The following is a 12,489-nucleotide window of genomic DNA, read 5'->3' as shown; positions in this document are numbered from 1 at the left end:
CAAACCACAAGCCGAGGTGTCATTCAGGCGTCAGTCGGCCTTGATGCCCGCGGCCTTCACGATGCGGCCGTTGCTTTCGAACTCGCTGGCGATCTCTTTCGCAAACGCGGCCGCAGTGCCGCCGGTCGGCACGTTGTCGGTGGCCGTGAGCTTGGCGCGCAGTTCAGGGCTGGCCAGCGCCTTGTTGATCTCGGCGTTGTACTTCGCAACCAGAGCGCTCGGCGTGGCCGCGGGCGCGAACACGCCGAACAGCGAATTGATATTGGCCGCCTTGTAGCCCAGCTCGCCCAGCGTAGGCACCTGCGGCAGGCTCTCGAGGCGCGCAGGCGCGCCCACCGCCAGCGGGCGCAGCTTGCCCGACTGGATGTGCGACGACAGCGTCGGGCTCGCGTTGGTCGAAAGAATCTCGAACTGCCCGCCGATTGCATCGTTGAGCTGCTGGCCGCCGCCCTTGTAGGGCACGTGCGTGATGTCGACGCCCGCCGCCGCACGCAGCTGCTCCAGCACGATGTGCCCGAGCGAGGCCGGCCCCGACGTGGCCCAGCGCACCGCACCCGGATGCGCCTTGGCATCGTCGATCAACGCGCGGAAATCCTTTGCCTTGCTGGCCGGCGTGGCAATCAGCAGCACCGGCGAATACATCACGCTCGCCACCGGCGCCACGTCTTTCAGCGGGTCGAAGGACAGCTTGCCCAGATGCGGGCTCAGCACCAGCGGGCTGATGGCCGAGAAGCCCAGCGTCGCGCCGTCGGGCGCGGCCTTGGCGACGGCGTCCATGCCGATGGCACCGCTAGCGCCGGCGCGGTTGTCCACGATCACCGTGATGCCCATCTGCGCTGCGAGCCGGTCGCCCAGTGCGCGCGCGACCACGTCGCTGACGCCGCCCGCCGGATAGGCGACGATGAGCCGCACGGTCTTGGGCACGGCCTGCGCGTGCGCGCCGGAAGCGGCGCACAGCGCGGCCGCGGCAAGAAGGCGGGTTGCCACGCGGTGCGAAGGCTTCGAGGAAGCAAGGAAATTCATGGTGTCTGTCGTTCGTCTGCAGGTGTTGCGTCGCTTCTCATTGTCCGCCTTCATCCACGCGGATGGTGCTGCGCATGCAGCTGCTTCAGGCGCTCGCGCGCCACATGCGTGTAGATCGTCGTCGTCGAGATGTCGGCATGCCCCAGCAGCAACTGCACCGCGCGCAAATCGACCCCGTGGTTCAGCAAGTGCGTGGCGAAGGCATGGCGCAGCGTGTGCGGCGACAGCGGCACGTGGATGCCGGCCGCGGTGGCGTGCTTCTTCACGATGATCCAGAACATCACGCGCGTCATGCCCGCGCCGCGCGCGGTCACGAACAGGTCGGGCGTCTGCTGCCCGTCGAGGATGGCGGGGCGCGACTCTTCCAGGTAGCGCTCGATCCAGCGCCGCGCCTCGCCGCCGAAGGGCACGAGCCGCTCCTTGTTGCCCTTGCCGAGCACGCGCAGCACGCCGTCGTTCAGGCTCATGTCGATGGCCTTGAGCGCCACCAGCTCGCTCACGCGCAGGCCGCTCGCGTACATCAGCTCCAGCATCGCGCGGTCCCGCAGGCCGAGCGGCGACTCGACGTCGGGCGCGGCCAGCAGGTCGTCGACCTGCTTTTCCGACAGCGTCTTGATGGCGCGCGGCATCTGCCGCGCGGGCGCGAGCCGGATGCTCGGGTCGGCCACGATGCGCCGCTCGCGCAGCGCCCAGCGGTAGTAGCGCTTGAACACGGTGAGACGGCGGTTGGCCGAAGTGGCCTTGCCCTTGGTGGACAGGCGCACGCCCATGTAGGCCTGCAGGTCGTTCTCTTTCGCGGCATCGAGCCCGGCGCCGTTGCGCTGCGCGTGCAGCCACTGCGCGAACAGCGCGAGGTCGCGGCGGTAGGCGGCCAGCGTGTTCTTGGACAGCCCGTCTTCGAGCCAGAGGGCGTCGATGAAGTCGTCGATGTCGGGTGTCTGCGTGGCTGCCTCGGTCATGCCTTGCAAGATAACAAAAGAAAAAGCCGCCCGGCATGCGGGCGGCTTTCTTTCGTGCGAAGAAGAGTTATCAGTCGAGCTTCAGGTTCTGCTTCTTCACGACCTGCTTGTAGACCTCGTACTCGGCCTTGATCTGCGCAGCGAACTGCTCGGGCGAGTTGGCCACGATCAGCGAGCCCGTGTCCTCAATGCGCTTGCGCACTGCCGGTTCTTCCACGGCCTTCTTCACGCCCGCGCTGATCTTTTCGACCACTTCCTTCGGCAGGCCCTTGGGGCCGAGGATGCCGTAGTAGGCCATGCGGTTCACCGGCTCCAGGCCCACTTCCTTGAAGGTCGGCACATTGGGCAACGCGGCCAGGCGCTGCGGTGCAGACACCACGATGGGGATCAGCCGGCCACTCTGGATGAAGGGCATTGCCGAGGGAATGTTGTCGAACATGATCGGCACCTGCCCGGCCACCACGTCGTTCAACGCCGGGCCCGCGCCGCGGTACGGGATATGCGTGACGAAGGTGTTGGTCAGGCTCTTGTAGAGCTCCATCAGCAGGTGGCCGATGCCGCCCGTGCCCGACGAGGCGTACGAATACTTGCCGGGGTTCTTCTTCAGCTCGGCCACGAACTCGGCGTAGTTCTTGGCCGGGAAGCTCGGGTTGACGGCAATGATGTTCGGCGTGGCCGCGATGTTGATGATCGGCGTGAAGTCGTTGATCGGGTCGTACGGCGTCTTCGGGTTGATGGCCGGGTTGGCCGCCGTGCTCGACACTGTGGCAATGCCGAGCTTGTAGCCGTCGGGCGTGGCGCGTGCCGTTTCGGCCGCGCCCACGATGCCGCCGCCACCTGCGCGGTTGATCACCACCACGGGCTGACCCAGCACCTTGCCCAGCGGATCGGAGATCACGCGCGCCACGATGTCCGTCGTGCCGCCCGGTGCGAAGGGCACGCTCAGTTCGACGGGCTTGTTGGGGTAACCCTGCGCAAAGCTCTGACCCGCGATGGCGACCAGTGCGGCGCCTCCCACCAGCGCGCTCCATTGACGACGTTGCATCGAAAACTCCTTGGTATTTGAATGAATGATGTCGAAAAACAAAGCCCGGATGCTAGCGGTTCAGGAGCGCTCTCCGTGCTGTGGATTACCCATGGTCAAGCGGGTTTATCCTCGAAGCGGTGAATTACGCTCAGCTGCTTTTCCCCGACTTCTCCCTCATCGCCATCGGCTGGCTCCTGTGCCGCTACACCGCGCTCGACCGCCGCGTGTGGGATCAGGTCGAGAGCCTCGTCTACTACTTTCTTTTTCCCGTACTGCTGTTCCATTCGATCGTGCGCAGCCCGCTCGACTTCGGTGCGACATCGAGCCTGCTCACGGCGGGCGTCGGCGTTGGTGCCTGCGGCATCGCGATGGCTTATGCCCTGCCCTTCGTTCCGGGCCTGCGCACGCACATCGACCGACGCGACCACGCGGCCAGCGCGCAAGTCGCGTTCCGCTTCAACTCGTTCATCTGCCTGGCGCTGGCGGAGCGGCTGGCGGGCCCAGAAGGCCTGTTGCTGATCGCTGTGCTGATCGGTGTGTGCGTGCCTATCTTCAACATCGCGGCCGTGTGGCCGATGACGCGACATGCGCAGACCGGGTTCGTGCGGCAACTGGTGCGCAACCCACTGATCGTCGCGACGGTGGCAGGGCTGCTGGCGAATGTGCTGGGCTTGACTGTGCCTGCCTGGGCGACGCCCACATTGACGCGCATCGGGGCTGCGTCGCTCGCATTGGGGTTGCTGGCTGCGGGGGCGGGGATGAAGTTTTCCACGCTGGGGGCTGGGAAGGTGCTGGCTGTTTCGGTGTTGGCGATACGGCATCTGTTCTTGCCGCTTGTTGCCTGGGGGCTGGCGCTTTGGTTGCGGCTGGATGCTACGCACGCTGCCGTGTTGATGGCTTTTTCTGCTGTGCCTACGGCTTCCAGTGCTTATGTGCTGGCTGCTCGGATGGGGTACAACGGGCCTTATGTGGCGGGGTTGGTGACGTTGTCTACCTTGTTGGGGGTTGTTAGTTTGCCGTTTGCTTTGGCTCTGCCTCGGTGAAGTGCTGTCTTCTGTAGTGCGTTCCGGGGCCGGGTCTCGCCCCGGCGGGCGAGACCCGGCCCCGGAACACAACCCCTCAGCGCCGCAACAAAGCCGGCAAAGCAGAAGCCAACAAAGCCACCCCAGAAGCAGTCAACAACCCCAACACCAGCTTCCGAAACGCCACCTCACTGATCCCGATATAAAGCCGAGCCCCCAGCAACACAGGCACAGCAACAGCCAGAGCAACGAGCCCCAGCAGAGGCACCACAGCTCGCCCGATGCTCCCGCTGAAAACATGAATGGCAAACGCCACCATCAACATCGACAGATTGAAGTTCTGGATCACAGCCCGCTGCGTATCGCGCTGAAAGCCGCGCAAGGTGCACCAGAGCGTGGGAATGGTCCCCGAGAACCCACCGATCCCAGCCATCGCGCCCCCGATAGCCCCGGCCACGCCATCAGCCCAACGCCCACCGAACGAAACCTTCGGCAGATGCTGCGACATCAGCATCGCCGGGCACCACAGCACCAGCAGCACGCCAAGACACAGCTTGAAGACGACAAGATCAAGGTGCGGCAGCAGCCAGACACCGAACGGCACCCCGACCAGCCCACCGAGCACAAAGGGCCAGAGAACACTCTTGTCGAATGACCGCCGCACGGTGACAGCCGCGATCACCTGCCCCGTCAGCGCTCCGAACAGCGCAAGCACCGCCGCGAGCTGCGGCTCCAGCGTCCACGCCCAGACCGACATCGCCACCAACCCGAACGCAAAGCCCGACAGGCCCTGCACGAACCCCGCCAGCACAGCACCGGCGACTACATAGACATACAAGGCTTGCATGCGGCCGATGATATCGACCGCACTTTCAATCAAAAGAAGGGGCTCAGGCCGACGCAGGCACCAGCGCCGTGCGCCGCACACGACGCACGTTGAATGCACTGGCGATCAGCACGCCCTGCACCAGCGCCAGGCCCACGATCACGCTCGTGTACTGCCCGTGGTCCATCAGCCGACCGAACACCAGCGGCGCCAAGGCCTGTCCGATGTCGAGCCCCGCATACACCACGCCGTACACGCGCCCGGTCGCATTGGGCGGCGTCGACTTCTTCACCAACAGATCGCGCGACGGCCCGGCGACACCCGAGACAAAACCCATGGCCCCGAACAGCACCGGCACCACGACCGGCGGAAAGCTCGCGAACGCCAGCACCAGCGCCAGCGCGGCCGCAATGCCAAAACCCGCGCCCACGATGCGCTCGCATCGCGTCGGATCGGAAGCCAGGAAGCCCCCCACCACCATGCCCGCGGCGCTTGCCACCATGTAGACCGTGAGGCACACCGCCACCAGCGCCACCGGCACCGCATGCAGGTGCCCCGCGGCCACCGGCGCGAAGGTCTGCACCACGCTGATCACCGCGGCATAGAAGAAGAAGAAACCGAAGCACATCCACACGGCCGGAATGCGCAAGAAGTCGAATTCGCCGCCGACCGGCGCGGGCTCGCCCTGCCCCGTGGCCTTGTGCACGGCCGCCGCGTCGAGCGACAGCACGCTGCGGTACGCCCACAGCACCAGCAGCACCACGAGAGCCACCACGCCCGCCGAAGCCAGCGCCACACGCCACGAGAAAGCGATGGCGATCGGCACCACGAAGGCTGGCGCCAGCGCCCAGCCCAGGCTGCCGGTGATGCCATGCACGCTGTAGGCATGGCCCAGCCGCGTCGGCGCGACCTTGCGGTTGAACAGCGTGTAGTCCACCGGATGGAACACGCCGTTGCCGATGCCGCCGACCACAGCGCACAGCAGCAGCATCCAGTAGCTCTGCGCCGCGGCGTAGCCGAAAGCCGCCAGCCCCAGCGCCCCGAGCCCGACGAACAGCACTGGCCGCGGGCCCAGCTTGTCGACGATGAAGCCCGAGGCCGCCTGCACGATGCACGAGACCACGAAGAACACCGTGAGCACCGCGCCCAGCTCCACATAGCTCACGTTGAACGCGTCCTTCAGCCACGGGAACAGCGGCGCCAGGATGAGCTGGCTGAAATGGCTGACCGCATGAGCCAGGCCGACCAGCCCGATCAGCTTGGCGTCGGTGCGCAAGGTGTTGTTGTGAGGAGGAGAACCAGCGCTCGCGGACGAAGTGGAAGACATGGATTGCTACAAAAAAACGGGGCAGGCACCGATGCTATGCGCCGGGGACGCGGCAGAATGGCGATACAGCGACAACATTTGTCGAAACTATGCCAAGCGCCGCCTCACCCACCTCCAGGAGCGCCGCGCCCGCCAGACAGCGCGGCGCGCCCCCCGCCCCGATCACCAGCGTCGCCTCCCTCACGCCGCACCTCTACGCCCCCGACGCGGTGCGCCCGCTGCGTGCCAAGGAGCATTTCCTGAGCGCGGACACGCTGGTCGAACTGCACGAGCACCCGTGGCCGCAGCTCACTTTTTCCACGCGCGGCGTGATCCGTTTGAGCACACAGGACGGCAGCTACATCGTGCCGCCCTCGCGCGCGCTCTGGGTGCCGGCCAACATGCCGCACAGCATCACGCTGATCGAAGACGCCGAATTGCGCACCGTCTACCTGCACGCCTGGATCGCGCCCACCTGGGAAAAGTGCGAAGTGCTGGAGATCAGCCCGCTGCTGCGTGCGCTGATGCTCGCGCTCGACACCACGCCCGACGGCCTGCCGCCGACCGATCCGCACGCGCCGCAGCGCGAACGCATGATCGCGCCGCTGCTGGTCGACGAGGTCGAGCGCGCCACGCAGATCCGTATTGACGTGCCGCTACCCACCGACAAGCGCCTGCGCCAGCTCTGCGAGGCGCTGCTGCGCAACCCGGCTGACCGCGCCACGCTGGCCGAGCGCGCCGCCACCATCGGTGCCAGCGAGCGCACGGTAGCGCGCCTGTTCCGCGACCAGCTCGGCATGAGTTGGCAGCAGTGGCGCCAGCAGGCCGTGATGGCGCATGCGCTGCCGTTGCTGGCGCGCGGCATGGCGGTGAGCCAGGTGGCGGCCGCCAGCGGCTATGCCACCGACAGCGCGTTCTGCGCGATGTTCAAGGCCGCCACGGGCCGCTCGCCCACGTCGTTCCAGCACCGCAAGCGGCCCGCCGCCCCCTGATGCAGCGGGGCATCGCGGGGGATGCTTCATGGTGCTCTGGCAAGATCGGCGACCGACAACACCATGCACTCACCGATCCCCCTGCACATAGCGCCCGACACCCGGCCCCCGACGTGGACTGCCGAGATCTGGTTGCGCGTGCGCCGCCATTTCCTGCTGAAAGCGGTCGGCACCACCGTCTTCACTTGGCTGTTCTTCATCGGCTACTTCCACCTGCTGCGCAACCCGGCCTTTCCGGTGGCGGTGATGCCGCTGACGCCGCTGGACCACCTGATTCCGTTCCAGCCCTACACGCTGGGCGCGTATCTCTCGCTCTGGGTGTACGTGGGCATCGCACCGGGGCTGCAGCTCACGTTTCGCGAGCTGGTGGTCTACGGGCTGTGGATCGGCGCGCTGTGCATCACCGGCCTGAGCCTCTTCTACTTCTGGCCGACCCAGATACCCCCTATGGCCATCGACGGCACCGGCTACCCCGGTTTCGCGATGCTGCAGGGCGTGGACGCGGCGGGCAATGCCTGCCCCTCGATGCACGTGGCCGTGGCCATCTTCACCGCCATCCGCGTCGAACACGTGCTGCGCGAGGCGCGCACGCCGGCCCTGTGGCGCGTGCTGAACTGGGCCTGGTTCGCCGCCATCGCTTATTCGACGCTGGCGGTCAAGCAGCACGTGGTGTTGGACGTGGTGGCCGGCGCGCTGCTGGGTATGGCCTTCGCACTACCCTCGTTGCGCTGGCGCCCGGGGGCGCGTTAGCGAGGGGATGCCCCTCGGGTCGGAGCGGATATCATCTGCAATCACTGACCACACTCACCACTGGCCGACGAGGAAGGGATCGATTCAATGGCAACCACCACACGGTGGCAATCGATCAACGGCACATGACGACAGGCATTGCACGATGAGTTCGCTGAAGGAATTGCAGGACCTGATCCACGAGAAGTACGGCATCGAACCGTCGAAGCTCGACCCCCACGCCTCGATGCGGGAAACCGGCGGACTCGATTCGCTGGCCCTCGCCGAGTTTCTGTTCGCCATCGAAGACCACTTCGGCATCACCATGCCCGACGAGGACGCGAGCATCGACACCCTGGCCGAACTCGCGCTGCTGGTCGACAAGGTACGAGCCGCGAAAGTCGCGTGAACCACGAGGTCGCCGTCACCGGACTGGGTGTCATGGCGCCGCACGGCGGCGAGCCCGACGCGTTGTTCCAGGCCCTGCTGGATGGCCGATCGGCCATCCAGCCCATCTTTGCGGATCTGCCTAAGCCGGCCGCCGCGGCCACCGTGGCCTTCGACGAAACCCGCTGGTTCACCAAGCTGCAGCTCGCGGGCGTCGACCGCGTGAGCCAGCTGGCCGTGGCCGCCGCCGACATGGCGATGCGCGACGCGGGCCTGGCCGTTGCCGACGCTGACCCGGAGCGCGTGGGCGTCTTTGCCGGCTGCGGCATGGGTGGCGCCGCAGCGCTCGAAGCGGCCTACCGCGGCAATGGCCGCGTGTCGCCGCTCACCATTCCCGCCTTCATGCCCAACGCGCCGGCCGCCCATGTGGCAATGCGCCAGGGTGTTCAGGGCCCGGTGCTCACCTACTCGGTCGCCTGCGCTTCTTCTTCGGCCGCAATTGCCGAAGCGGCCAAGGCCGTGCAGCGCGGCGAGGTCGACATCGCCATTGCCGGCGGCAGCGAAGCGCTGATCGTGCCGGGCGTGGTCGTGGCCTGGCAGGCCATGCAGACGCTGGCCACCTTCCAGCCCGGCGAAGCGGCCGGCGCGGTGCGGCCTTTCGCAACCGACCGCAGCGGCTTTGCGCTCGGCGAAGGCGCAGCCTTCCTGATCCTCGAATCCGCCGAGCGGGCACGCGCACGCGGCGCCCGCAGCTACGCCACGCTGGCCGGCTGGGGCCTGAGCAGCGACGCCACCCACCTCACCAAGCCCGACGCACCGGGCCAGGCCCGCGCGCTGCGCACCGCCCTGCGCCAGGCCGGCCTGCAGCCGCGCGACGTGGGCTATTGCAACGCCCACGGCACGGCCACGCGCATCGGCGACGTGGTCGAGCGCAATGCGCTGGCCGAGGTGTGGGGCGACGAGCTCGACACGCTGCGCGTGAGTTCGACCAAGGCGCTGCATGGCCACCTGCTGGGCGCGGCGGGCGCACTCGAAGCGCTCATCACCGTGCTGGCACTGCACCAGCGGCAACTGCCGCCCAACGCGAACTGCCGCGAGATCGACGCGGACTGCAGGCTGAACCTCGTGACGCAAGACGACGCGGCAGCACCATCGCTCGAAGCCGCCATCAGCAACTCGTTCGCCTTCGGCGGCACGAACTCCGTGCTGCTCTTCCGCCGCGCCTAGGCAGGCGAGGTTTCTGGCAGTGCGGCCGCCGCGCACAGCCACGCCACGAAAGCGCTGACCAGCGGATCGTCCGTGCGGCTCGGCGCCACGAACACGCTGTAGCCCCGGCTCGACGGCGCCCGATGCGGGCAGGCCAGCACCAGCTCGCCCGAACGCAACTCGCGCTCGACGAAGTACTCGGGCACCAGCCCCACGCCCAGGTCGGCGCGCACTGCCGCGACCAGCGACGAGAACAGGTCGAAGCGGTGCCCCGTCACCAGGTTTTCGGGCCGCTGCGCATGTGTCGTCTGCTCAAACCATTCTTCCCAGGCGCCCACACGCGTGCGCAGTTGCAGCAGCGACGCTGCGCGGAAATCGCCCCGCGCCATGGCCGTTCGCCCCTTTGCCTGTGGCGAGCACACCACCACGCACGACTCGCCCATCAACGGCAGCGCATTCGCGCCGGGCCACACCGCATCGTCGTACTGCACGCCCACATCGAAGGACATGTCTTCCATGTAGAGGTGCGTCGGAAACACCTGCAGGTGCAGGCTGCAGCCCGGGTGCCGCGCGATGAATTCCGGCAGCCGCGGCGTCAGCCAGCCCTCGGCCAGCACCGGCACCGCACCCACCAGCAGGCGCAGGCCGTCGGTGCGCTGTGCCATGGCTTCGAGCGTGTGGTTCTGCAGCCGCAGCAGGTCGCCTGAAATCTGCCCGTGATAGCGACGTCCGGCCTCGGTGAGCTCGGTGCCGCGCGCCGTGCGCTGCACCAGTCGCACGCCAATCTGGGTTTCCAGCAGCCGCAGCTGCTGGCTCACCGCGCTGTGCGTGAGGCACAACTCCTCCGCGGCCTTGCCCACGCCATGGTGGCGAGCCACGGCGTCGAAGATCAGCAGCGCGCGGGTGCTGGGGATGTGGCGGCGCATGGTGAGCATTGTTAGAAAAACTGACGACGCCGAAGATTAAACCAGAGCACTCGGCTAACACAGCCGTAAGAATCGCTGAAGACGCCGCGTCGGCGTTACTCGCCTACAAGGACATCCCCGCACCATGCCCCGCCCCGTGTCGCTTCGCCTCGCCCCGCTCGTTATTGCCCTGGCCTCCGCGGCCGCCGGCCTCGCGCACGCCCAGAGCGGCAGCGTCGCGGCCACACCCACGCAGGTGCGGCCCGACGTGGACAAGGCCTACACACAGCTGATGGCCTCACCCGCCATCCAGAAGCTGCTCGACGCGGTCAAGGCCGACCACGATCGCTCGGTCGAAGACCTGAAGATGCTGACCGAGATCGAGGCGCCACCCTTCAAGGAACAGAAGCGCGCCGAAGCCTTCCTCGCGCGCATGAAGGCCCTTGGCCTGACGGACGCGAAGATCGACGCCGAAGGCAACGTGGTCGGCCTGCGCAAGGGCACGGGCAACGGCCCGAAGCTGCTGATCTCGGCCCACCTCGACACCGTGTTCCCCGCCGGCACCGACGTGAAGGTGAAGGAGCGCGATGGCAAGCTCTACGCGCCCGGCATTTCCGACGACACGCGCGGCCTGTCGGTGCTGCTGTCGTGGCTCAAGGTACTGAACGACAACAAGGTTCAGACGGTGGGCGATCTGCTGTTCGTGGGCAACGTGGGCGAAGAAGAACTCGGCAACCTGCGCGGCATCAAGGCCATCTTCCGCGACAACCTCGACATCGACGGCATGGTCGGCCTGGAGCCCGCGCCAGACGGCTCGGTGCTGATGCTGGGCACGGGCAGCCACCGCTACGAAGTGACTTTCAAGGGCCCGGGCGGCCACAGCTACGGAGCCTTCGGCCAGGTGCCCAGCGCCATCCACGGCATGGGCCGCGCCATCGCCAAGATCGCAGACATCCGCACGCCGAGTTTCCCGAAGACGACGTTCACCGTCGGCACCGTGGGCGGCGGCACCTCGGTCAACACAATCGCGCCGGATGCGCGCATGGCAGTCGACATCCGCTCCGACGAAATGGCGCCGCTGCTCGAAACCGAGAAGAAGATCCTGGCCGCCATCGACGAAGCCGTGGTCGAGGAAAACAAGCGCTGGAACGTGAGCACGCTGAGCGTGAGCACCAAGCTCATCGGCGACCGTCCGGGCGGTCGCACGCAATCAGACACCGTCATCGTCGAAGCCGCCACGCGCGCGAACAGCGCCTTCGGCCACAAGACGCTGCTGACGGGCGCGAGCACCGACGCCAATGTGCCGATGTCGCTGGGCATCCCGGCGATCATCATCGGCGGCGGCGGCAAGACCGGCGGCTTCCATGCGCTGTCCGAGTGGATCGACGTGACCGACGGCTGGAAGGGTGCGCAGAACTCGCTGGTGACGGTACTCGGCCTGGTCGGCGTGCAAGGCACCAGCGCGCCCCTGCTCGAGAAGCGCCCGCCCCGCGCGAAGTAAGCAGGCAAGCGGGCGTGCACCGAGGGGGTGCGCCCATGGAAGTCTCCGGTATGCTGGTGGCCGCTTTCCATCACGCTTACCGACAGGAGGACACCATGCACGCTCGTTCCACCCTCATCGCCCTGGCGCTGCTCGCGGCAGGCGCCTCGGCGCAAGCCAACGACCTGCTCGACCAATTGAAGGAAAAGGCCGGCGAAGCGGCCTCCTCCAACTCGCAAGGCAGCGCCGGCGGATCCGCGCTCGGCAGCCTCGGCAGCAACCTGGGCTTCAAGATGCCCGCCATTGGCTCCAGCACCATGGGCAACGCGGCCGGCGTGCTGCAGTACTGCGTGAAGAACAACTACCTGGGCGGCGACGCGGCCTCGGTGAAAGACAAGCTGCTCGCCAAGATCACCGGGCAGAAGAAGCAGGAGACCGGCTTCGCCAGCGGCGCCAAGGGCCTGCTGCAGGGCGGCGACGGCAAGTCGCTGAACTTCAAGGGCCTGTCGTCGAAGGTGAAGGAAAAGGCCTGCGACTACGTTCTCAAGAACGCGACCTCACTGATCTGACTTCGACCCGCATTCCACATCGCTCCCGCGCGGCGCACCGCGCATGTGCCTGCAGTTT

Annotated in this window: 13 protein-coding genes; 7 read left to right on the top strand and 6 right to left on the bottom strand. The window is 67.0% G+C overall.

Annotation, left to right across the window (positions count from 1 at the left end):
* Window positions 1-30 precede the first annotated feature (30 nt).
* The 3 genes from NWF24_RS09715 to NWF24_RS09705 all read right to left on the bottom strand — a co-directional run bounded on the left by NWF24_RS09715 (window position 31) and on the right by NWF24_RS09705 (window position 3,027).
* Window positions 31-1,023 carry a Bug family tripartite tricarboxylate transporter substrate binding protein gene (locus tag NWF24_RS09715; RefSeq protein ID WP_258353989.1) on the bottom strand — a complete coding sequence of 331 codons (993 nt, stop codon included), beginning with the start codon at window positions 1,021-1,023 and terminating at the stop codon, window positions 31-33.
* 50 nt (window positions 1,024-1,073) lie between these two features.
* Window positions 1,074-1,982 carry a site-specific tyrosine recombinase XerD gene (gene xerD, locus NWF24_RS09710; RefSeq protein ID WP_258353988.1) on the bottom strand — a complete coding sequence of 303 codons (909 nt, stop codon included), beginning with the start codon at window positions 1,980-1,982 and terminating at the stop codon, window positions 1,074-1,076.
* 70 nt (window positions 1,983-2,052) lie between these two features.
* Window positions 2,053-3,027, bottom strand: a complete 975-nt coding sequence (locus NWF24_RS09705) for a tripartite tricarboxylate transporter substrate binding protein BugE (protein ID WP_258353987.1) — start codon at window positions 3,025-3,027, stop codon at window positions 2,053-2,055.
* A 107-nt stretch (window positions 3,028-3,134) separates the two neighbouring features.
* On the opposite strand from NWF24_RS09705, the gene NWF24_RS09700 reads away from it, so the two are divergent.
* Window positions 3,135-4,052, top strand: coding sequence for an AEC family transporter (locus NWF24_RS09700; RefSeq protein ID WP_258355265.1), 918 nt, complete (start codon window positions 3,135-3,137; stop codon window positions 4,050-4,052).
* Between the two features lie 76 nt (window positions 4,053-4,128).
* Here NWF24_RS09700 and NWF24_RS09695 read toward each other — a convergent pair whose 3' ends face one another.
* The gene (locus tag NWF24_RS09695; protein WP_258353986.1) at window positions 4,129-4,878 is read right to left on the bottom strand and encodes a sulfite exporter TauE/SafE family protein; all 750 of its coding nucleotides are present in this window, start codon (window positions 4,876-4,878) and stop codon (window positions 4,129-4,131) included.
* Between the two features lie 43 nt (window positions 4,879-4,921).
* Window positions 4,922-6,184 carry an MFS transporter gene (locus NWF24_RS09690; protein ID WP_093050988.1) on the bottom strand — a complete coding sequence of 421 codons (1,263 nt, stop codon included), beginning with the start codon at window positions 6,182-6,184 and terminating at the stop codon, window positions 4,922-4,924.
* Window positions 6,185-6,273: 89 nt separating this feature from the next.
* On the opposite strand from NWF24_RS09690, the gene NWF24_RS09685 reads away from it, so the two are divergent.
* The 4 genes from NWF24_RS09685 (at window position 6,274) to NWF24_RS09670 (ending at window position 9,498) form a co-directional block, all read left to right on the top strand.
* On the top strand, window positions 6,274-7,155 hold the full coding sequence (locus NWF24_RS09685; protein ID WP_258353985.1) for an AraC family transcriptional regulator: 882 nt from the start codon (window positions 6,274-6,276) through the stop codon (window positions 7,153-7,155).
* 63 nt (window positions 7,156-7,218) lie between these two features.
* On the top strand, window positions 7,219-7,905 hold the full coding sequence (locus NWF24_RS09680) for a phosphatase PAP2 family protein (protein WP_258353984.1): 687 nt from the start codon (window positions 7,219-7,221) through the stop codon (window positions 7,903-7,905).
* A 145-nt stretch (window positions 7,906-8,050) separates the two neighbouring features.
* Window positions 8,051-8,293 carry an acyl carrier protein gene (locus tag NWF24_RS09675; RefSeq protein ID WP_093050999.1) on the top strand — a complete coding sequence of 81 codons (243 nt, stop codon included), beginning with the start codon at window positions 8,051-8,053 and terminating at the stop codon, window positions 8,291-8,293.
* Complete coding sequence (locus tag NWF24_RS09670) at window positions 8,290-9,498, top strand: beta-ketoacyl-[acyl-carrier-protein] synthase family protein (protein WP_258353983.1); 1,209 nt, start codon at window positions 8,290-8,292, stop codon at window positions 9,496-9,498. The genes NWF24_RS09675 and NWF24_RS09670 overlap by 4 nt, the downstream gene beginning before the upstream one ends.
* Here the strand turns inward: NWF24_RS09670 and NWF24_RS09665 are convergent.
* Window positions 9,495-10,403: a LysR substrate-binding domain-containing protein gene (locus NWF24_RS09665; protein WP_258353982.1), complete on the bottom strand. Its 909-nt coding sequence runs from the start codon at window positions 10,401-10,403 to the stop codon at window positions 9,495-9,497. The two genes, NWF24_RS09670 and NWF24_RS09665, sit on opposite strands and share 4 nt — an antisense overlap.
* Window positions 10,404-10,527: 124 nt before the next feature.
* Between NWF24_RS09665 and NWF24_RS09660 the strand changes: the two genes are divergently transcribed.
* Window positions 10,528-11,883, top strand: coding sequence for a M20/M25/M40 family metallo-hydrolase (locus NWF24_RS09660; protein WP_258353981.1), 1,356 nt, complete (start codon window positions 10,528-10,530; stop codon window positions 11,881-11,883).
* Window positions 11,884-11,978: 95 nt separating this feature from the next.
* Entirely contained in the window at window positions 11,979-12,431 is a 453-nt protein-coding gene (locus NWF24_RS09655; RefSeq protein WP_258353980.1) for a DUF2501 domain-containing protein, read from the top strand.
* Window positions 12,432-12,489 lie beyond the last annotated feature (58 nt).

Origin of the sequence: Variovorax paradoxus (assembly GCF_024734665.1) — a bacterium.
Classification (GTDB): Bacteria; Pseudomonadota; Gammaproteobacteria; order Burkholderiales; family Burkholderiaceae_C; genus Variovorax.
Note: the sequence above shows the minus strand (reverse complement) of the source record. Positions and strands in the feature narration are given on the sequence as shown.

What these genes read in the sequence shown, in the direction of transcription:
- NWF24_RS09715 (WP_258353989.1), bottom strand. Translation starts at nt 1,023, where the DNA reads ATGAATTTCCTTGCTTCCTCGAAGCCTTCGCACCGCGTGGCAACCCGC.
- xerD (WP_258353988.1), bottom strand. Translation starts at nt 1,982, where the DNA reads ATGACCGAGGCAGCCACGCAGACACCCGACATCGACGACTTCATCGAC.
- NWF24_RS09705 (WP_258353987.1), bottom strand. Translation starts at nt 3,027, where the DNA reads ATGCAACGTCGTCAATGGAGCGCGCTGGTGGGAGGCGCCGCACTGGTC.
- NWF24_RS09695 (WP_258353986.1), bottom strand. Translation starts at nt 4,878, where the DNA reads ATGCAAGCCTTGTATGTCTATGTAGTCGCCGGTGCTGTGCTGGCGGGG.
- NWF24_RS09690 (WP_093050988.1), bottom strand. Translation starts at nt 6,184, where the DNA reads ATGTCTTCCACTTCGTCCGCGAGCGCTGGTTCTCCTCCTCACAACAAC.
- NWF24_RS09685 (WP_258353985.1), top strand. Translation starts at nt 6,274, where the DNA reads ATGCCAAGCGCCGCCTCACCCACCTCCAGGAGCGCCGCGCCCGCCAGA.
- NWF24_RS09680 (WP_258353984.1), top strand. Translation starts at nt 7,219, where the DNA reads ATGCACTCACCGATCCCCCTGCACATAGCGCCCGACACCCGGCCCCCG.
- NWF24_RS09675 (WP_093050999.1), top strand. Translation starts at nt 8,051, where the DNA reads ATGAGTTCGCTGAAGGAATTGCAGGACCTGATCCACGAGAAGTACGGC.
- NWF24_RS09665 (WP_258353982.1), bottom strand. Translation starts at nt 10,403, where the DNA reads ATGCGCCGCCACATCCCCAGCACCCGCGCGCTGCTGATCTTCGACGCC.
- NWF24_RS09660 (WP_258353981.1), top strand. Translation starts at nt 10,528, where the DNA reads ATGCCCCGCCCCGTGTCGCTTCGCCTCGCCCCGCTCGTTATTGCCCTG.
- NWF24_RS09655 (WP_258353980.1), top strand. Translation starts at nt 11,979, where the DNA reads ATGCACGCTCGTTCCACCCTCATCGCCCTGGCGCTGCTCGCGGCAGGC.